The following is a 17,810-nucleotide window of genomic DNA, read 5'->3' on the forward strand; positions in this document are numbered from 1 at the left end:
GCGGGGTGGAGGACTACCTCGAACGAGCGGTCCGCGACGTTCTGACGGCGCCTGAGGCGGGCCTCGACGACCAGATCGGGTACGCCGCTTTGCTGCTCGCGGTCGCCGGCGCCTTCGACGAAGCCGACCGGCTGGTGACGCAGTGGCTGGCCCGGACCGAACGGCCGGTGACCGCGCTGGCCGCCGACCCGGTGCGGGCGCGCGCCTGGGCGATGCTCTTCGAGGCCCGCGGTGGGCGTCCGGACTGGGCCGAGGGCCTGCCCCCGCTGGACCTGGACGCCGAAGAGCGCACGCACACGGCGTCGTTGCGGCGTCCGGTCTCCGACCTCGACGGCGTGCTGCCACCGGGCCCGGTCGCGGAGGTGGTCAAGCACGTGGCGCCGGCGCGCCCGGACCGCGTGCGCACGGCCCTGCTCGACGGCGACCTCGCACGGTGGGCTTCCCTGGCCGGGCCCCACCCCGACGTCGCGACCCTCGCGGCGACACGGGCCCTGGCCCCGGCACTGGTGGCGGGCGCGGACCCGCTCGGGTTGCGCGACTGGGCCCCGGCCGGCGCGGGCGCGCTGGTCGCGGCCCTGCACGAGCGCTACCCGCCCGACCTCGGAGGCTGGCCGGAGCTGATCGCGGAGATCCAGCGCCTGCGCGGCGGCTCGACCGCCCCTCCCCCGGCGTCGGAAGCGGCGATCCGTTCGGCGGAGCTGCGGCTGGGCGTCGAGCTGCCCCCGGACCACCGCGAGTTCCTGCGCACCTGCGACGGCCTCCCCGCGGACGTGGTCTTCCCCCGCCTGCTCGGCACCGCGGGCCTGCGCGCCGAGAACGGCGTGGTGATCCTGGCGGACCCGGCGGTGCTGCTGCTGTCGGCGGGTCACGTCGTCGAGGTCGACCCAGTCCTCGGCACCACGGTGCACCCGTCCTTCCGCGCGGCACTGGTCAAGCACGCCACCCTGCTCACCCAAGCCGGCTAGGAGATCCTGGCCGACCCGGCAACCCCGCCGCTCTCAACCGGCCGCATCGTCGAAGTCGACCCGGTCCTCGGCACCACCATCCACCCGACCTTCCACGCCGCACTGGTCAAGCACGCCACCCTGCTCACCCAAGCCAGCTAAGTTGGTCCCGGTGACCCTCACCGCGGAGAAGATCACCCCGGCCAACGTCGCCGCCGCTTGTCAGCTGGCCGTCGAGCCGCACCAGAAGGACTTCGTCGCGCCCGTCGCCGTCTCGCTCGCCGAGGCCTACACGCAGCCGGATGTCGCCTGGCCGCGGTTGATCCTCGACGACGGTGAGCCGGTCGCCTTCGTGATGGGCGGCTTCGACCCGCACGCCGAGCTGGACTTCTTCCGCTGCGGGATCTGGCGGCTCAACGTCGGTGCCGGCGTCCAGGGCCGCGGCTACGGCCGCTTCGCCGTCGAAACCGTCCTGGAAGAAGCGCGGCGACGGGGCAACACCACCGCCACCGTGCTGTGGATCCCGGCCGCGGGCGGCCCGGAGGACTTCTACCTCAAGCTCGGCTTCCGCCCGACCGGCCAGACCTTCCGCGGCGAGGTCGTCGGCCGGATCGAGCTCTAGACCTGCCCGCGCTTCTTGCGCTCGGTGTACTCGCGCATCCGCTTCGGGTAGCCGACGCGCGCGACCTCGTACACCGGGATCGACCGGCGGTGGCCGAACTGCTGCGCGGCCTCCAGGCTGCCGATGCGGCGCCGGGTCCACTCGCCGTCGTGGGCGATCAACACCACAGTGGTCTCGGTGACATTGGTCCGAGGCTCCACATAGGCCTCCACCCCGTGCCTCGAGGCCACCCACTCCTCGAGGTGCCGGGTGTCTTCCGAGCTGGCTTTCCGCAGCGTGCCGGCCCGTTGCCCACCCTTGGCCCGCCTGCGCAGCGAGTCGAAGAGCCCCACCACGACCACCTCTCCTCCCGAGACCTGGACCACTCATTATCCCGATGTCCGCGTGTGGTCGGCGTCGCACACCCGGCTAGGTCGCAGCCCCGTCCGGCGTAGTGACAAGATGGCGGGTGTCGCGCGCGCGGTTATACCGCGCGCGGGCGACGACAGAGCACCACCCCACTGCTTGCCGAGGAGTTATACAAGTGACCGACACCTCCGCCGACCTCGTGATCCTGGGAGGCGGATCGGGCGGCTACGCCGCGGCGTTCCGCGCGGCCGAGCTGGGCCTTTCCGTCACGTTGATCGAGAAGGACAAGCTGGGCGGGACGTGCCTCCACCGGGGCTGCATCCCGACCAAGGCCCTGCTGCACGCCGCCGAGGTCGCCGACGAGACCCGCGAAGCCGAGGCGGTCGGCGTCAAGGCCGCCTTCGAGGGCATCGACATCGCCGGGGTCAACAAGTACAAGGACGGGATCGTCGCCCGCCTGTACAAGGGCCTGCAGGGCCTGGCCAAGGCGCACAAGGTGAACCTCGTCGAGGGCGCCGGCACGTTCGTCGGCGGCACGACCGTCGAGGTGGACGGCACCCGCTACACCGGCAAGAACGTCATCCTCGCCACCGGCTCGTACTCGCGCACGCTGCCCGGCCTGGAGCTCGGCGGCCGCATCATCGCCAGCGAGCAGGCCCTCGCGCTGGACTACGTCCCCAAGAAGGTCGTGGTGCTCGGCGGCGGCGTCATCGGCGTCGAGTTCGCCAGCGTCTGGGCCTCCTTCGGCGTCGACGTCACCATCGTCGAGGCCCTGCCGCGGCTGGTCCCGAACGAGGACGAGTTCGCGTCCAAGCAGCTCGAGCGCGCCTTCCGCCGCCGCAAGATCGCCTTCAAGACCGGCGTGAAGTTCACCGGCGCGAAGCAGGACGACAACGGCGTGAGCGTGTCGCTGGAGTCCGGCGAGACCCTCGAAGCCGACCTGCTGCTGGTCGCCGTCGGCCGCGGGCCGAACTCGGCGGGCCACGGCTACGAGGAGGCCGGCGTCAAGATCGACCGCGGCTTCGTCATCACGGACGAGCGGCTGCGCACCAACCTGCCGAACGTCTACGCCGTCGGCGACATCGTCCCGGGCCTGCAGCTCGCGCACCGCGGCTTCCAGCAGGGCATCTTCGTCGCCGAGGAGATCGCCGGGCTGAACCCGCGCGTGATCGACGAAAGCGGTATCCCGCGGGTCACCTACTCGCACCCCGAGGTCGCGTCGGTCGGGCTGACCGAGTCGCAGGCCAAGGACAAGTACGGCGCCGACGTCACGACGTTCACCTACGACCTCGGCGGCAACGGCAAGAGCCAGATCCTCAAGACCTCGGGCGGCGTCAAGCTCGTCAAGGCGCCGGACGGCCCGGTCGTCGGCGTGCACATGGTGGGCGACCGCGTCGGCGAGCTGATCGGCGAAGCGCAGCTGATCTACAGCTGGGAGGCCTTCCCGGAGGACGTCGCACCCCTCATCCACGCCCACCCGACCCAGACCGAGGCCCTCGGTGAAGCGTTCCTCGCCCTCGCGGGGAAGCCGCTGCACGTGCACAGCTGACGTCCCACCAGCAGAATCCAGACCACGCAGAACTTGGAAGAGGAGTCAGCGAACGATGGCCTACTCCGTCACATTGCCGGAGCTCGGGGAGAGCGTCACCGAAGGCACCGTAACCCGGTGGCTGAAGCAGGAGGGCGACACCGTCGAGGTCGACGAGCCGTTGCTCGAGATCTCGACCGACAAGGTCGACACCGAGGTGCCGTCCCCGGTGGCCGGCACGGTCGTGAAGATCAGCGCCCAGGAGGACGAGACCGTCGAGGTCGGCGGGGAACTCGCCGTCATCGACGACGGGTCCGGGGGTGTCCCCGAGTCCTCCGCCCCCGCGCAGGAGGAGCAGAAGCCCGAGCCGGAGCCGGCGCCTGAGCCGCAGGCCCAGGACAGCGCCCCGAGCAAGCCGGACACCGCGCCGGCCGCCGGTGGTGAAGGCACCGAGGTGAAGCTGCCCGAGCTGGGCGAGAGCGTCACCGAAGGCACCGTCACGCGCTGGCTGAAGGCGGTCGGCGACTCGGTCGAGGTCGACGAGCCGCTGCTCGAGATCTCCACCGACAAGGTCGACACCGAGGTCCCGTCGCCGGTGGCCGGCACGGTGCTGGAGATCCGCGCGGGCGAGGACGAGACCGTCGAGGTCGGCGGTGTCCTGGCGGTGATCGGCGACGCGAACGCGGCGCCGAAGGCCGAGGCCAAGCCGGAGCCCAAGCCCGAGCCGAAGCCGGAACCCCAGCCGGAGCCGAAGCCCGAGCCGGTCCAGGAGACCAAGCCCGAGCCCAAGCCGGAACCGAAGCCCCAGCCGGCTCCGCAGGCTGCCCCGGCGGCCGCCGCCACGCAGTCGGCCCCGGCCGCCGCGGCGAAGGACGGCTCGGCGGACGGCCCGTACGTCACGCCGCTGGTCCGCAAGCTGGCGACCGAGCACGGCATCGACCTCGCGTCGCTGACCGGCAGCGGCGTCGGCGGCCGGATCCGCAAGCAGGACGTCCTGGCCGCGGCCGAGGAGAAGCAGAAGGCGGCCGCCCCGGCGCCCGCCGCTGCCGCTCCGGCCGCCGCTGCCGCCCCGTCGGCGCCCGCCGCGCGTCCCGCAGCCCCGGTGTCGCCGGAGCTGGCCGCGCTGCGCGGCACGGTCCAGAAGGCCAGCCGGATCCGCCAGATCACGGCCACCAAGACCCGCGAGTCGCTGCAGATCGCCGCGCAGCTCACGCAGGTCCAGGAGGTCGACGTCACGAAGATCGCCAAGCTGCGCTCGCGCGCGAAGGCGGCCTTCAAGGAGCGCGAGGGCGTCAACCTGACGTTCCTGCCGTTCTTCGCGAAGGCCACGGTCGAAGCGCTCAAGCAGCACCCGAACGTCAACGCGTCCTACAACGAGGACACGAAGGAGATCACCTACCACGGCGCCGTGCACCTGGGCATCGCGGTGGACACCGAGCGCGGGCTGCTCTCGGTCGTGATCCACGACGCGGGCGAGCTGAGCCTGGCCGGGCTCGCGCACCGGATCGCCGACCTGGCGGGCCGCGCGCGGTCGGGCCAGATCAAGCCGGACGAGCTGTCGGGCGGCACGTTCTCGATCACGAACATCGGCAGCGTCGGCGCGCTGTTCGACACGCCGATCATCGTGCAGCCGCAGTCGGGCATCCTCGGCACCGGCGCGGTCGTCAAGCGCCCGGTGGTCATCGCGGACGCCGACGGCAACGACACGATCGCCGTCCGGTCGATGGCGTACCTGCCGCTGACCTACGACCACCGCCTGGTGGACGGGGCCGACGCGGGCCGCTTCCTGACGACGATCAAGCAGCGCCTGGAAGAGGGCAACTTCGAGGGCGAACTCGGCCTCTGAGTTTCCGTAGTCCGTGAAGGCCTCCTTACCGGTCATAAACGCCGGTAAGGAGGCCTTCACGGCTTTCCGGGCCCGGTGAGCGAGTCCGGGTGTGCGGTCGCGCAGCGGATGCGCAACGATCGAGGCATGCGAGTACTGATCGCCGGCGCGAGCGGCTTGATCGGGTCGGCGCTGGGCGACCGCCTGCTGCGCGACGGGCACGAGGTCCGCCGTCTGGTGCGGCGGGAAGCGCGTGGTGGCGGCGAATTCCGCTGGGACCCGCCGTCCGGCACCATCGCCGCCGGTGCCTTAGAGGGCGTGGACGCCGTCGTCAACCTGGGCGGGAAGCCCTTGTTTCCCGGCCGGTGGAGCGCCATGCGCAAGCAGGAGCTGACCGACAGCCGCGTCGAGCCGACCGAGGTGCTCGCCGAAGCCGTCGCCGAACACGGGATCGGCGTGTTCGTCAACGCTTCCGCCGTCGGCTACTACGGCAACCCCGGAGCGTCCACTGTGGACGAAACCGCGCCGCGCGGGCAGGGGTTCCTGGCCGAACTCTGCGAAGCCTGGGAAGCGGCGACGGCGAGCGCCGGCGACGCGCGGGTGGTGAACATCCGCACCGGGCTGGTGCTTTCGGCGAAGGGTGGCCTCTACGGCACCCTGCGCCCGCTCTTCCAGCTCTGCTTGGGCGGCCGGCTCGGCGACGGGCGCCAGTACATGCCGTGGATCGCCCTCGACGACGAGGTCGGCGCGATCGTGCACGTCCTGACGCACGACGTCTCGGGCCCGGTGAACCTGACCGGGCCGGAACCGGTGACCAACGCCGAGTTCACCCGCGCGGTCGGCCGCGCGCTGCACCGCCCGGCGCCGTGGTGGGTGCCCGGGTTCGCGCTCAAGGCCGTGCTCGGCCAGGCCGGCGAAGAGATGGCGCTGTTCGGGCAGCGGGCCGTCCCCGCCGTGCTGGAGCGCTCCGGCTACGCGTTCCGGCACCCGACGCTGGACAGCGCGCTCGCCGCGGCATGACGGTCCCGCTCAAGCGCTGGCTCGTCGTCGGTCTCGCGCTGGCGGCGGCGTTCGTCGCGCTCGGGCTCGGCGTGGCGCGGCACCCGCTGACCCTGGATTCCCAGGTGGCGAACGCCCTCCACGGCGTCTACACGCAGCCGCTCGGCACAGCGGCGGCGATCGGCAGCGACGTCCTCGGCCCGGTGCTCCCCTGGGTACTCGGTGCGGCGCTGCTCGCCTTGGCGCTGCGGCGGCGGCAGGACACGGGGTTGTGCGTGCGGCTGGCCGTCGTGCTGCTGTTGTGCCGGTTGACCAGCGTCGTGGCCAAGCCGCTGTTCCTGCGGGAACGCCCGCGCGACTACCCCGACCTGAGCTACCCCAGCGGGCACGTGACGGCGGTGGCGAGCACCGGCTTCGTGCTGGTGCTGCTCTGCGCGTGGCTGTGGCCGCGGCTGGTCAAGCGCGTCCTGCTCGCCTCGGCGGTGGCCGTCGTGCTCAGCGCGGCCTGCCGCGTGGTGCTGGGCGTGCACTGGGTGTCGGACACGATCGGCGCAGTGCTGGCGGTGACCGGTGTCGGGCTGCTCTCAGCGTGCGCCTTGCGGCTGCTTCCCCCGGGTGACGGGCGTAGCCTCGACGGGTGAGTTCTTCCCGCACCTGCCGCGCCAGCACCGAACCCGTCGAAGTCCGGGAGCTCGGCACGATCGACTACACCGAAGCCTGGGAGCTCCAGCGGACCCGGCTCACCGAGCGCGCCGACGGCACCGCGCCGGACACGATGTTCCTGCTGCAGCACCCGTCGGTTTACACCGCGGGCAAGCGCACCGAGCCCGCCGACCGCCCGGTCGACGGCACCCCGGTGATCGACGTCGACCGCGGCGGCAAGATCACCTGGCACGGTCCCGGCCAGCTGGTCGGCTACCCGATCGTGAAGCTCGCCGACCCGATCGACGTCGTCCACTACGTCCGGCGGCTGGAAGAGGCCCTGATCCACGTGTGCGACCAGCTCGGCGTGACCAGCGGCCGCGTGGAGGGCCGCAGCGGCGTCTGGATCCCGGCCGACGACCGCGGCATCGAGCGCAAGATCGCGGCCATCGGCATCCGCGTCCAGCGCGGCGTGACGATGCACGGCTTCGAGCTGAACTGCAACGCGGACCTGGCGGCGTTCGACACCATCGTCCCGTGCGGCATCCGCGACGCGGGCGTGACATCGCTGTCCTACGAGCTGCAGCGCGACGTCAGCGTGGAAGCGGTGCTCCCGCTGGCCCGCGACGCCGTCCTGGCGGCTCTCGAAGGCGAACTCCCGGTGAGCGAGGACCGCTGGCTCCCCCGCCCGGCGGCTCCCGAAGCGCCCGGCGTCACCTTCGCGCTCCAGAACTGAAAAGCCGTGAAGGCCTCCTTACCGGCTTTTTCGACTGGTAAGGAGGCCTTCACGGACTTGGGGCGCTAGTCCAGCTGGGGTGCGACCTCGGCGGCGACGAGGTCGATCTGGTCCAGGTCCTGCATGTCGAGCAGCTGCAGGTAGAGCCGGGTGATCCCGGTCTTCTCCCGCCACTGCCCGATCCGGTCGACGACCTCGGCGGGCGTCCCGGCCAGGCCGTTCGCGCGCAGCTCGGAGACGTCGCGCCCGAGGACCGCCGCCCGGCGCGCGACCTCCTCCTCGGACCGGCCGACGGCGATCACCAGCGCCACCGACCGCAGGATCTCCTTGGGGTCGCGGCCGATCTCGCGCGCGGCCTCCTCGACCCGGGCGAATTGCGCGGCCGCGGTCTCGGCGTCGGCGAAGGGCAGGTTGAACTCGTCGGCGAACCGCGCGGCCAGCGCCGGGGTGCGCTTCTTGCCGCCACCGCCGATGATCACCGGCGGTGCGGGCTGCTGCGCCGGCTTCGGCAGCGCGGGCGAGTCCTTCAGCGTGTAGTACTCGCCGTCGAAGGAGTACGTCGAGCCGGACGGCGTCTTCCACAGGCCGGTGACGATCTCGAGCTGCTCGGCGTACCGGTCGAACCGCTCCTTCAGCGGCGGCAGCGTCAGGCCGTACGCCTCGTGCTCGGTGTCGTACCAGCCGGACCCGAGCCCGAACTCGACGCGCCCACCGGACATCTGATCGACCTGCGCGACCGAGATGGCGAGCGGCCCGGGGTGCCGGAACGTCGCCGCGGTGACGAGCGTGCCGAGTCGGATCCGGGTCGTCTCGCGGGCCAGGCCGGCCAGGGTGATCCAGGCGTCGGTCGGGCCGGGCAGGCCGTCGGCCGAGCCCATCTTCAGGTAGTGGTCGCTGCGGAAGAAAGCGTCGTAGCCCGCGGCTTCGGCGGCCTTGGCGGCCCGCAGCTGGTCGTCGTAGGTGGCCCCCTGCTGGGGCTCGGTGAAGATCCTCAAGTCCACGCCGTCAGCCTATCGACGGGGAGACCTCCGCGCCGTCCTGCTCGGTCCGCCGCAACCGGACCAGCATGCGGACGATCACGTCCTCGATCTCGGCCCCGACCCGCTTCGGGTCCGGCGAGCTGGCGATCTCGGTCGCCGCGCTGGACAGCGCGCCGAACAGCAGCCGCGCGGTGACCTCCACCGGCACCGGCTCGACCTCGCCCGCGTCGATCAGCGACTGCAGGCCCGAGCGGACCAGCCCGAAGCTGCACCGCTCCTCGGCCTCGCGCCAGCGCTCCCAGCCCATCACCACCGGCGCCTCGTGGATGGCGATCCGCTGGTAGGCGGGGTCGAGGCAGCTGCGGATGAACGCGTTGAGCCCGCCGAGCGCCCGCTCCCACGGCGTGCCCTCGCCGGTCATGATCTTGTCGAGCCGGTCGTAGACGAGGCTCTCGACCTGGTCGAACGCGGCCTCGAACAACGCCTGCTTGCCGCTGAAGTGGTGGTACAGGGCTCCCTTGGTGACCCGGGCGCGTTTGGCGATCTCGTCGAGCGAGGTACCCGCGTAGCCGCGTTTGGTGAACAGTTCGACCGCGCTGTCGACCAGCGCCGACCGCGTCGACTCGGAGTAGTCGAGTCGTCTGGACCTCATTGTCGCCACCTTCACAACTTTACGCCCGGAGGATCTCTCCATACTCATGGTATGTTCGCCGGGTCAGGTCCGTACCGGGAGTATGCCGCAGACCCGCGGTATGACCCGGGCCACGGAAGGGGAGCCACACCATGAGCTGGACAGACTTCTACCGACGGCAGGAAATCCTCGAAGCCGCCGTCCGACTGGCCGCCCGGAACCCGGGTGCGCCGCTGCCGCTCGAAGAAGTGCCGGGTGCCGAAGAGCACTTCGGCACCGAAGAGAACATCCTCACCGCCCTGCAGTACCAGTGGACGCGCACGCTCGGCGGCCGGCTGCGCGCCGAGGTCGCCGACCCGGACGAAGCCGACGGCCTCGGCGACCACGTCGACGCCGTCACCCGCGCCTGGCGCACCGCCGTCGACGAGCACGCCGACCTGCGCGCGGTCCTCGACGGCGCGTACGAGCGGTACGCGTCGCTGCGCCGGATGCACGAGGGCGAACTGCGGATGCTCGCCGTCACGGCCAGCCTGGCCGACCCGCGCGAGCCCGCCGAGGAGATCGTCAAGGTGGGCCACGCGCTGGAGGCGTTGCTGCACACCAGTCGCGAGGAGCCCGTCCGGCGTCGCCCGGTCATGGGACACCTGCGGCGGCTGCTCGCGCCCAGTGCGTAAACGGAGTTAAGTGTCACGCATGACACGGTGGACCGAGAACGACATCGCGGACCAGAGCGGCCGGACCGTCGTGGTCACGGGGGCGAACTCCGGGCTCGGTCTCCGCACCGCCGAGGTGCTCGCGGGCAAGGGGGCCCGCGTGTTCCTCGCCTGCCGTTCGCCCGAACGCGGCGCGAAGGCACTGGACCAGGTCCGCGCGGCCGCCGCGGGCGCCGAACCCGAGCTCATCCCATTGGACCTGAGCGAGCTCGCCTCGGTGCGCGCGGCCGCCGCGTCGGTGCGCGAACGGACCGGGGACGCGCTCGACGTCCTGGTCGCCAACGCCGGCGTGATGGCCACCGCCCGCGGCCGCACCGCCGACGGCTTCGAGCTGCAGTTCGGCACCAACTACCTCGGCCACGCGGCGCTGACGTGGCTGCTGCTGCCCGCCCTGCGCGGCGGGACGCACGCCCGCGTCGTCACCCTGTCGAGCCTCGCCGCCACCGGCGCCCGCATCGACCTCGAAGACCCCAACGGCGAGCACCGCCGCTACAACCCGGCGACCGCGTACGGGCAGTCGAAGCTCGCGAACCAGGTGTTCGCCATGGAGCTGGACCGGCGTCTGCGCGCGGCCGGCGACGACGTCCTGAGCGTCGCCGCCCACCCGGGGTACACCGCGACCGGCCTCGGCAGCGGCATGGCCCGCTCGTACTCGAACCCGGTCGTCCGCGGCGTCATCGCGGGCGGCCACCGCATCGGCGAGGCCCTGTTCGCCCAGAACGTCCGCCAGGGCGCGCTCCCGCAGCTGTACGCGGCCACCGCGGACGGCGTCGAAGGCGGCGACTACCTCGCCCCCGGCGGCCTCGGCGGCATGCACGGGAGCCCGGTCAAAGTGCGCCCGCTCACCCCCGCGCTGAGCGCATCGCTGGGGGCCGCACTGTGGGACGTCACGGCGAAGCTGACCGGCGTCACCCCCGACCCCGCTTAGCCCGGACGGGCGTACGGTTGGAGGCGTGAGTGCTGCGCCTGAAGGCCGGAAGCTGCTGCGTCTCGAGGTTCGCAACAGTGAGACGCCGATCGAGAAGAAGCCGCCGTGGATCAAGACGCGGGTGCGGATGGGGCCGGAGTTCACCGAACTCAAGGGTCTCGTGCGCCGTGAGGGTCTGCACACCGTGTGCGAAGAAGCCGGTTGTCCCAACATCTACGAGTGCTGGGAAGACCGTGAGGCCACGTTCCTGATCGGTGGGGACCAGTGCACGCGGCGGTGTGACTTCTGCCAGATCGACACGGGTAAGCCCGCTGCCCTCGACCGCACGGAACCGCGGAAGGTCGCGGAGTCGGTGCAGGCCATGGGCTTGCGGTACTCGACCGTCACCGGCGTCGCGCGCGACGACCTCGAGGATGGCGGGGCGTGGCTGTACGCGGAGACCGTCCGCCAGATCCACGCGCTCAACCCCGGTACGGGTGTGGAGCTGCTGATCCCGGACTTCAACGCCGACCCGGCGCAGTTGGCTGAGGTGTTCGGGTCGCGGCCGGAGGTCCTGGCGCACAACGTGGAGACGGTGCCGCGGATTTTCAAGCGGATCCGTCCCGGTTTCCGGTACGCGCGTTCGCTGGAGGTCATCACGAAGGCTCGTGAAGCCGGTCTGGTGACGAAGTCGAACCTGATCCTGGGCATGGGTGAGACCCCGGACGAGGTCGCTCCGGCGATGCGGGACCTGGTCGACGCGGGGTGCGAGATCTTGACGATCACGCAGTACCTGCGTCCCTCGCCCCGGCACCACCCGGTGGACCGGTGGGTGAAGCCGGAGGAGTTCGTCGAGCACTCTCGCGCGGCGGAGGCGATGGGTTTCGCGGGTGTCATGGCGGGACCGCTCGTGCGGTCGTCGTACCGCGCGGGACGCCTGTACGCCCAGACGAAGGCCCACCGCGGCGAGGAACTGCCGGAGAACCTGGCCCACCTGGCCGCCGAAGGCCCGGCCGCGCAGGAAGCGGCGTCGCTGCTCGCCCGGTGACACACGTCACCCCACCATCCTTAAAGGATCGGTAAAGTGGCGGCATGGCCCTGGTTTCGGACCTCCTCAGCTGGTTGCAAGGACTCCCGGAACCGGGGCTCGTCGCGGCCACCGGCGGCCTGGTGTTCGCCGAGTGCACGATCGGCCTGGGTTTCCTGGCCCCCGGCGAATCCGGCCTGCTGATCGCGGCGACGACGGCGAACACCGTGGCGCGCTTCCTCGCCCTGTGGGCGGTGGTGACGGTCTGCGCGACGGCGGGCGACGCGCTCGGCTACGTCATCGGCCGCCGCTTCGGGCCACGCCTGCGCGAGACGAAGCTGATCCGCAAGTACGGCCTCGAAGCGTGGGACAAGGCCACCGGAGTCCTCGAACGCCGCGGCGCGTGGGCGGTGTTCTTCGCCCGCTTCCTCCCGGTGATCCGCACCCTGACCCCGGCCGCGGCGGGCACGTCGGGCCTGGCGTTCCGCAAGTTCCTCCCCGCCGCGGCGGCGGGCGCCTTCTGCTGGTCCCTGGTCCACATCAGCATCGGCGCGGCACTGGGCGAAGCGGCGAAACGCATCGAGGGCGCGCTCAACACGGGCGGCCTGATCGTGGTCGCGCTCCTCGCGGCGGTGGCGCTGTTCTTCTTGCTGCGCCTGAAGAAGCGCAAGACCCTGACGGCCCCGGACCCGGACCGCGAGCCCGAGCACGTCCCCTGACCCAAGCGCCCCAATGTGGCCTTCGGTGCGTCAGACGCACCCAAGGCGGCCTTCGGTGCTCCACCCATGCCCCCACCGCCACCCTCAACGGAGGCGCTCCGCGCCGCAGTGCCCACTCAACGCAACCAAGGCCACATTGGGGCGCTTGAGAACGGGCGAGCCACGAGGGTGCGGTCCGGTCTCCCGGGCCGCACCCTCCCGGCGTCAGCGGCGGGCGCGCGCCGCCTTGCCGGTGGCCCAGCCGATCAAGCCGAGCGCCAGGAGCGCCCCACCGGCGGCGAACGGCCAGGAACCCTCACCCGGCGCGGGAGCCGGCGAAGCGGCGAGGTCGTACCCGCCGAGCTTGCCCTGCTCGCGGTACGCCGACCCGGGCAGCTTGTCGCCGTACAGGCGGTGCACCAGCTGCTGGTACGCCGCCACCGCGACCCCGTCGCCGACCCGCTGGCGGGCCGGGTCGTTCAGCGGGAGCACGCGGCCGTCGCGCACCCGGTACCACGCGTTGACCTGCGGTTCGGTGAACACCAGGTCCCCGTGCGCCTGCGCCGGGTAGGTCAATTCCTCGGTGCCGGTCGTGAAGTTGGCCGCGGTCAGCCCGGCCGCGTCGCGGGTCACCCACACGGTGGCCTGCCGCCCGGTCGACGCCTGCGCCTTCACCGCGTAGTACGCGAACGACGCCGGCTTCGCGCCCGGCTTCCCGGCGACGAACGCGGGGTCCAGCGAGTAGACGCTCTGCGGCTCGCCGTCCACCTTCGGCGCCTGCGCGACATCGGCGCGCGCGACGCCCGCGCGCCGGTCGAGCTGGCCGAAGAACGCCGACAGCTGGGCGTCCGCCGCTTTGACCGCGGCCGCGACGTCGCCGGACGACGGTGTCGAAGCCGAAGCCGTGCCGCCGAAACCCAGTACCAGTGCCGTCCCCGCGAAGAGCGTGACGAGTCCACGGAAGAACTTCACGGTCACACCCCGATCCGGTAGAGGGACTGCGCCCACTGGAACTGCCCGTTGCGGACGTAGCTCGAGTACGCCATCGCGCTGTAGCGCTGGCTGCTCGGCCACGGGTCGCCGTAGTACACGAGGCCGCTGGCGTCGTAGCCGTAGATGACCTGGGCGTGCCCGCCGCCCGCGGTCCAGTAGATGCCGGTCTCGATCGGGCGGCGGCCGGTGATCTCGGTCTGCACCGACGCGAAGCTGAGCGCGCCGGTGACCGTGCCGGGCCGCAGCCCGAGCGCCTGGTAGCCGCGCTGCACGTACGTCAGCTCGCCGGGCTGGTTGGGGCACTGCGAACCCGCCGGGTAGCCGCGGGAGTAGTCGCAGAAGGTGTTCTGGCTGGTGCTCGTGCCGTAGCCGAGGAACCGCGCGATGGTCAGGCCGCTCGCGGCCCAGCACCACTGGTTCTGCTCCTGCACCAGCTGGCTGATGGACAACGTCGTCGCTTCGGTGGTCGCGCTCGCGGGCGGGGAGAGCAGGCCGGTGAGGGCCACGCACAGCGCGCCGAGCGCCATTGCTCGTCTGAAGTGCATTCGTTGCTCCTTGTCGGCAACAGGTGGGGACTTCGTGAGCTTCTCCCGTTGCCGCGCCAGGCAGTAATCCCAGCGGGGATAACACCGGCGTTATGCCGCCTATCGGGCGGAGACGAGCCGTTCGCCCGGATTCCGGCCGCACCACCGCGCGAAGTGCGGGTTCCGGTTCAGCGACGCCCGGTGCGCGACCTCCGCGCAGCGGAACACCTCGCCGGTCGTCGGCGTCCGGGCGTCGTCCTCGCGCGTCGCGAACAACAACGTCGTCCACAACGGGTCACCGGCCAGCGGCAGCGCGAGCAGGCCACGCGGGGGCGCCGAAGCCGCCTGCGCGAGGCAGACGGCGCCTTGCGCGATCAGCGTGCCCGCCGTCCCCGCCTCGGACGTGAAGTGCCGCACCCGCGGCGTGAACCCGGCGGCCGCGCAGGCTTGGGCGAACCGCACGCGCACGCAGTTTTCGTGCGGTGGCGGCAGGATCCAGTCGCAGCCGGCCAGGTCCGCGAGGTCGACGACGCCGCCACGGATCGCCGGGTGCCCCTGCGCGATCCCGACGAAGATGGGCTCGGTCGCGAGCGTCCGCACGGCCAGCCCGGCGAAGTGGTGCGCCTCGGTGCCGTCGAACTGCTCCAGCAGCGCGACGTCGACGCGGCCGGTCGAGAGCAGCTTCAACAGGGTCAGGGACGCCGGCTCGGCGTAGGTCTGGACGTCGAGGTCCAGCTCCCCCAGCTCCTCGATGAACCGGCCGATGATCAGCAGCGGCACGTACCCGATCCGCAGCGACTCCGGCTCGCTTTCGCCGTGGCGCCGCGCGGACGCGACGAGCGCCTGCATGTCCGAGAGCAGTGCGTCGGCGCGGGCGAGCACGAACCGGCCGAGCTCGGTGGGGCGCACGCCGCTGGGCCCGCGGACGAACAGGTCGCCGCCGAGGATCCGTTCGATCCGCTTGAGCTGCGCGGTGAGCGCGGGCTGGCTGACGCCGAGCACGGTGGCGGCGCGGCTCACGCTCCCGCCGTCCGCGACGGCGCGGACGGCTCTGAGATGGCGCAGCTCCAGCTCGGCCACCCCAGCAGGTTAACGCCGGCTTCACGGGCGGCACGACCTGCGAAAGTCGGGCTTACTACATTCGGCGGTATGAGTCTCGCGGATCTTCCCCGGCCGATCGGTTTCGTCCTCGGCGGTGGCGGCAGCCTCGGCGCCATGCAGGTCGGCATGCTGCGCGCGCTGACCGAAGCCGGGGCGTCACCGGACCTCGTGACGGGCACGTCGGTCGGCTCGCTGAACGCCGCCGTCCTGGCCCGTTCCGGCGGCGACGCCTTGGCGGACCTGCACGGCATCTGGGCGCACATGACTCGCGCGGAGGCGTTCCCCGGCGGCGTGCTGAGCCGCGTCCGGACGCTGACGCAGAGCAAGACCCACCTCTTCCCCAATTCCGGCCTGGCGGGGATCATCGCCGACCACCTCGGCGCCGAAACGCGGTTCGAAGACCTGGCGCTGCCGCTCGGCGTCGTCACGACGCAGGTCGACACGGCCGAGCCGTTGCTGATCCGGTCCGGGCGGCTGCTCGAGCCGCTGCTGGCGAGCTGCGCGATCCCGGGCATCTTCCCGCCCGTGACGCACGAAGGACGGCTCCTCTACGACGGCGGGCTCGTCGCGAACGTGCCGATGCGGCAGGCGCTGGCGATGGGCGCGAAGTCGTTGGTGGTGCTGGACTGCGCGTTCCCGGGCAAGATGCCGGACGCGCCGCGGACGTTCGCCGAGGTGATCATGTTCACCGCGATGATCAGCATGCGGAACCAGGCGGTGCTGGAAGCGCCGGTCGCCGCGGCTTCGGTGCCGGTGGTGTACCTGCCGGGGCCCGCACCCGTACGTGTGAACCCGCTCGACTTCGGGCACACGGAGGCGCTGGCGGAACAGGCGTACCAGGCGGCGCGGGAGTACCTCGACGGGCTCGCGGTGCGCGGCCCGGGACTCTACGGTGCCCCGGGTCTCGTCGTCACGTGATCCGCGTCACGCCGATGCACCGATCCGCCGGGAAGAACGTCATCGCTATCGCGTAGTTTTGATGATGAATGCCCGCCGATCCCAATTCCCAAAAAGAGACAATATGCTCCCCAAGAAGATTTTACTTTCGGTGGCCGGAATCCTCGCCGGAGCACTGCTGGTTTCCGCCTGCTCGTCCGGTGAAGACGGCGGTTCTTCCGCCGGCGGGACACCGGCGCCGGGCTCGGCTTCGGCCTCCGAGACGCCGGTGGCGGTGACGTTCGAGCCCGCGGGTGGCACCGGGGTGAACCCGGCGACGCCCATCGTCGTCAAGGCGGCCAACGGGAAGCTGCTCGACGTCACGGTGACCAACAGCGCCAAGGGGAAGACGGTCGCCGGCAAGCTCGCCGACGACGGTTCGAGCTGGACGTCCAGCGAGCCGCTCGGCTACGGCGCGACGTACAAGATCGTCGCGCACGCCCAGGGCGCCAACGGGAAACCGATCGAGCAGGACAACCAGATCAGCACGATCGCGCCGAAGAAGCAGGCGAACGCCAACCTGATCCCGGCCCCGTCCGCGGTGGCGAGCACGGGCGTCGGCGTCGGCCAGCCGATCGTGTTCAGCTTCGGCAAGATCGCCGTCAAGAACAAGGCGGCGGTGGAGGAGGCCCTGACGGTCGAGTCGACGCCGAAGCAGGAGGGCAGCTGGTACTGGATCGACGACTCGAACGTCCACTACCGCCCGAAGGAGTACTGGAAGGCCGGCACGACCCTGAAGGTCTCGGCGAAGATCTACGGCGTCGATTTCGGCGGCGGCGTGTTCGGCGCGGAGGACCGCACGGAAACGTACAAGGTGCACGATTCCTGGATCGCGAAGGCGGACGGGAACACCGAGCAGATGCAGATCTTCCACAACGGCGCGATGGTCAAGTCGATGCCGATCTCCATGGGCAAGGACGCGACGCCGACGCACCTGGGCGCGCACGTCATTTCGGACAAGCAGGCGAACTACACGATGGACTCCTGCACGTACGGCGTCTGCCCGCCGGACCCGAAGGCGTACCGCTCCAACGAGAAGTGGTCGGAGCGGATCTCGAACGACGGCGAGTTCGTGCACGAGAACCCGAACAGCGTGGGGCAGCAGGGCAGTTCGAACGTGTCGCACGGGTGCATCAACCTGAACGGCGCGAACGCCCAGTGGTTCTTCCAGAACATGGGCCTGGGCGACGTCGTGGAGGTGACCAACTCGGGCGGCCCGCAGCTCCCGGTTTGGGACCTGTACGGCGATTGGTCGAAGTCCTGGGCCGACTGGCAAGCCGGGTCGGCGTTGAAGTAGGGGTTTTTGGTTCGGCTGGCGGAAGGGCCGGGGCTCGGTGGAGCTCCGGCCCTTTTCTTGCGCTCTTGGGGCTTACTGCTCTTGGACCGGCTGCGGGGCACGAACGGGCCGCTCGTGCCCGTTGCCGACACGCGGCCGGCCCGCCCACTTCGGGTGGCCGGCGTCAACGGTCCGATCTCGCGTCGCGGGGCGCGGGTGTCGGCGGGCATGAAGAAAGGCCCCGGGAGAACCGAGAGGTTCTCGACCGGGGCCTTTCATCATGTTGAGTTCGGCGGTGTCCTACTCTCCCACAACCCTTCGATTGCAGTACCATCGGCGCTGTCAGGCTTAGCTTCCGGGTTCGGAATGGGACCGGGCGT

Annotated in this window: 19 protein-coding genes and 1 rRNA gene; 13 read left to right on the top strand and 7 right to left on the bottom strand. The window is 71.3% G+C overall.

The features are described from left to right. Positions 1 to 5: 5 nt before the first annotated feature. Together EIY87_RS07540 and EIY87_RS07545 are read left to right on the top strand one after the other, a co-directional pair. The gene (locus EIY87_RS07540; RefSeq protein ID WP_125306926.1) at positions 6 to 965 is read left to right on the top strand and encodes an SMI1/KNR4 family protein; all 960 of its coding nucleotides are present in this window, start codon (positions 6 to 8) and stop codon (positions 963 to 965) included. A gap of 151 nt (positions 966 to 1,116) precedes the next feature. Continuing rightward, positions 1,117 to 1,566 (top strand): GNAT family N-acetyltransferase, encoded by a 450-nt coding sequence (locus EIY87_RS07545; RefSeq protein ID WP_125306927.1) that lies wholly within the window; start codon positions 1,117 to 1,119, stop codon positions 1,564 to 1,566. On the opposite strand, the gene EIY87_RS07550 is transcribed toward EIY87_RS07545, so the two are convergent. Beyond that, the gene (locus tag EIY87_RS07550) at positions 1,563 to 1,907 is read right to left on the bottom strand and encodes an oxidoreductase (RefSeq protein WP_086859477.1); all 345 of its coding nucleotides are present in this window, start codon (positions 1,905 to 1,907) and stop codon (positions 1,563 to 1,565) included. The two genes, EIY87_RS07545 and EIY87_RS07550, sit on opposite strands and share 4 nt — an antisense overlap. A 182-nt stretch (positions 1,908 to 2,089) precedes the next feature. Between EIY87_RS07550 and lpdA the strand changes: the two genes are divergently transcribed. The 5 genes from lpdA (at position 2,090) to lipB (ending at position 7,644) form a co-directional block, all read left to right on the top strand. Then, on the top strand, positions 2,090 to 3,463 hold the full coding sequence (gene lpdA, locus EIY87_RS07555) for a dihydrolipoyl dehydrogenase (protein WP_125306929.1): 1,374 nt from the start codon (positions 2,090 to 2,092) through the stop codon (positions 3,461 to 3,463). Between the two features lie 55 nt (positions 3,464 to 3,518). Continuing rightward, a complete protein-coding gene (sucB, locus tag EIY87_RS07560) occupies positions 3,519 to 5,288 on the top strand; it encodes a 2-oxoglutarate dehydrogenase, E2 component, dihydrolipoamide succinyltransferase (RefSeq protein ID WP_125306930.1) in 1,770 nt (589 codons plus the stop codon). Between the two features lie 126 nt (positions 5,289 to 5,414). Next, complete coding sequence (locus tag EIY87_RS07565; RefSeq protein ID WP_125306931.1) at positions 5,415 to 6,287, top strand: TIGR01777 family oxidoreductase; 873 nt, start codon at positions 5,415 to 5,417, stop codon at positions 6,285 to 6,287. Then, entirely contained in the window at positions 6,284 to 6,907 is a 624-nt protein-coding gene (locus EIY87_RS07570) for a phosphatase PAP2 family protein (RefSeq protein ID WP_125306932.1), read from the top strand. Before EIY87_RS07565 ends, EIY87_RS07570 begins: the two co-directional genes overlap by 4 nt. Next, complete coding sequence (lipB, locus tag EIY87_RS07575) at positions 6,904 to 7,644, top strand: lipoyl(octanoyl) transferase LipB (RefSeq protein ID WP_125306933.1); 741 nt, start codon at positions 6,904 to 6,906, stop codon at positions 7,642 to 7,644. The genes EIY87_RS07570 and lipB overlap by 4 nt, the downstream gene beginning before the upstream one ends. A 65-nt stretch (positions 7,645 to 7,709) precedes the next feature. Here the strand turns inward: lipB and EIY87_RS07580 are convergent, their stop codons facing one another. Both EIY87_RS07580 and EIY87_RS07585 read right to left on the bottom strand, forming a co-directional pair. Further along, positions 7,710 to 8,645: an LLM class F420-dependent oxidoreductase gene (locus tag EIY87_RS07580; RefSeq protein ID WP_125306934.1), complete on the bottom strand. Its 936-nt coding sequence runs from the start codon at positions 8,643 to 8,645 to the stop codon at positions 7,710 to 7,712. Between the two features lie 4 nt (positions 8,646 to 8,649). After that, positions 8,650 to 9,276: a TetR/AcrR family transcriptional regulator gene (locus tag EIY87_RS07585; RefSeq protein ID WP_086859013.1), complete on the bottom strand. Its 627-nt coding sequence runs from the start codon at positions 9,274 to 9,276 to the stop codon at positions 8,650 to 8,652. 131 nt (positions 9,277 to 9,407) lie between these two features. On the opposite strand from EIY87_RS07585, the gene EIY87_RS07590 reads away from it, so the two are divergent. From EIY87_RS07590 to EIY87_RS07605, 4 genes are read left to right on the top strand one after another with little or no spacing between them, the layout of a single operon-like run. After that, a complete protein-coding gene (locus tag EIY87_RS07590) occupies positions 9,408 to 9,929 on the top strand; it encodes a hypothetical protein (RefSeq protein WP_125306935.1) in 522 nt (173 codons plus the stop codon). A gap of 19 nt (positions 9,930 to 9,948) precedes the next feature. Further along, entirely contained in the window at positions 9,949 to 10,896 is a 948-nt protein-coding gene (locus EIY87_RS07595; protein ID WP_125306936.1) for an oxidoreductase, read from the top strand. 25 nt (positions 10,897 to 10,921) lie between these two features. Then, a complete protein-coding gene (gene lipA / locus EIY87_RS07600; protein WP_125306937.1) occupies positions 10,922 to 11,923 on the top strand; it encodes a lipoyl synthase in 1,002 nt (333 codons plus the stop codon). A gap of 44 nt (positions 11,924 to 11,967) precedes the next feature. Further along, complete coding sequence (locus EIY87_RS07605; protein WP_125306938.1) at positions 11,968 to 12,621, top strand: DedA family protein; 654 nt, start codon at positions 11,968 to 11,970, stop codon at positions 12,619 to 12,621. Positions 12,622 to 12,825: 204 nt separating this feature from the next. Here the strand turns inward: EIY87_RS07605 and EIY87_RS07610 are convergent, their stop codons facing one another. The 3 genes from EIY87_RS07610 to EIY87_RS07620 all read right to left on the bottom strand — a co-directional run bounded on the left by EIY87_RS07610 (position 12,826) and on the right by EIY87_RS07620 (position 15,197). After that, the gene (locus EIY87_RS07610; RefSeq protein WP_125306939.1) at positions 12,826 to 13,572 is read right to left on the bottom strand and encodes a hypothetical protein; all 747 of its coding nucleotides are present in this window, start codon (positions 13,570 to 13,572) and stop codon (positions 12,826 to 12,828) included. A gap of 2 nt (positions 13,573 to 13,574) precedes the next feature. Then, positions 13,575 to 14,138 carry a papain-like cysteine protease family protein gene (locus tag EIY87_RS07615; protein ID WP_125306940.1) on the bottom strand — a complete coding sequence of 188 codons (564 nt, stop codon included), beginning with the start codon at positions 14,136 to 14,138 and terminating at the stop codon, positions 13,575 to 13,577. A gap of 99 nt (positions 14,139 to 14,237) precedes the next feature. Next, positions 14,238 to 15,197 carry a LysR family transcriptional regulator gene (locus EIY87_RS07620; RefSeq protein WP_125306941.1) on the bottom strand — a complete coding sequence of 320 codons (960 nt, stop codon included), beginning with the start codon at positions 15,195 to 15,197 and terminating at the stop codon, positions 14,238 to 14,240. 69 nt (positions 15,198 to 15,266) lie between these two features. Between EIY87_RS07620 and EIY87_RS07625 the strand changes: the two genes are divergently transcribed. Together EIY87_RS07625 and EIY87_RS07630 are read left to right on the top strand one after the other, a co-directional pair. Next, positions 15,267 to 16,136, top strand: a complete 870-nt coding sequence (locus EIY87_RS07625) for a patatin-like phospholipase family protein (RefSeq protein WP_125306942.1) — start codon at positions 15,267 to 15,269, stop codon at positions 16,134 to 16,136. 103 nt (positions 16,137 to 16,239) lie between these two features. Continuing rightward, on the top strand, positions 16,240 to 17,451 hold the full coding sequence (locus tag EIY87_RS07630; RefSeq protein WP_191983998.1) for a L,D-transpeptidase: 1,212 nt from the start codon (positions 16,240 to 16,242) through the stop codon (positions 17,449 to 17,451). A 266-nt stretch (positions 17,452 to 17,717) separates the two neighbouring features. Here EIY87_RS07630 and rrf read toward each other — a convergent pair. Next, positions 17,718 to 17,810 (bottom strand): 5S ribosomal RNA (rrf, locus tag EIY87_RS07635); the annotation flags it as partial.

Origin of the sequence: Amycolatopsis eburnea (assembly GCF_003937945.1) — a bacterium.
Taxonomy (GTDB): Bacteria; Actinomycetota; Actinomycetes; order Mycobacteriales; family Pseudonocardiaceae; genus Amycolatopsis; species Amycolatopsis eburnea.

Coding starts and splice junctions, on each gene's coding strand:
- EIY87_RS07630 (WP_191983998.1), top strand. CDS start 16,240: ATGCTCCCCAAGAAGATTTTACTTTCGGTGGCCGGAATCCTCGCCGGA.
- EIY87_RS07570 (WP_125306932.1), top strand. CDS start 6,284: ATGACGGTCCCGCTCAAGCGCTGGCTCGTCGTCGGTCTCGCGCTGGCG.
- sucB (WP_125306930.1), top strand. CDS start 3,519: ATGGCCTACTCCGTCACATTGCCGGAGCTCGGGGAGAGCGTCACCGAA.
- EIY87_RS07585 (WP_086859013.1), bottom strand. CDS start 9,276: ATGAGGTCCAGACGACTCGACTACTCCGAGTCGACGCGGTCGGCGCTG.
- EIY87_RS07590 (WP_125306935.1), top strand. CDS start 9,408: ATGAGCTGGACAGACTTCTACCGACGGCAGGAAATCCTCGAAGCCGCC.
- EIY87_RS07625 (WP_125306942.1), top strand. CDS start 15,267: ATGAGTCTCGCGGATCTTCCCCGGCCGATCGGTTTCGTCCTCGGCGGT.
- EIY87_RS07595 (WP_125306936.1), top strand. CDS start 9,949: ATGACACGGTGGACCGAGAACGACATCGCGGACCAGAGCGGCCGGACC.
- EIY87_RS07615 (WP_125306940.1), bottom strand. CDS start 14,138: ATGCACTTCAGACGAGCAATGGCGCTCGGCGCGCTGTGCGTGGCCCTC.
- EIY87_RS07605 (WP_125306938.1), top strand. CDS start 11,968: ATGGCCCTGGTTTCGGACCTCCTCAGCTGGTTGCAAGGACTCCCGGAA.
- EIY87_RS07565 (WP_125306931.1), top strand. CDS start 5,415: ATGCGAGTACTGATCGCCGGCGCGAGCGGCTTGATCGGGTCGGCGCTG.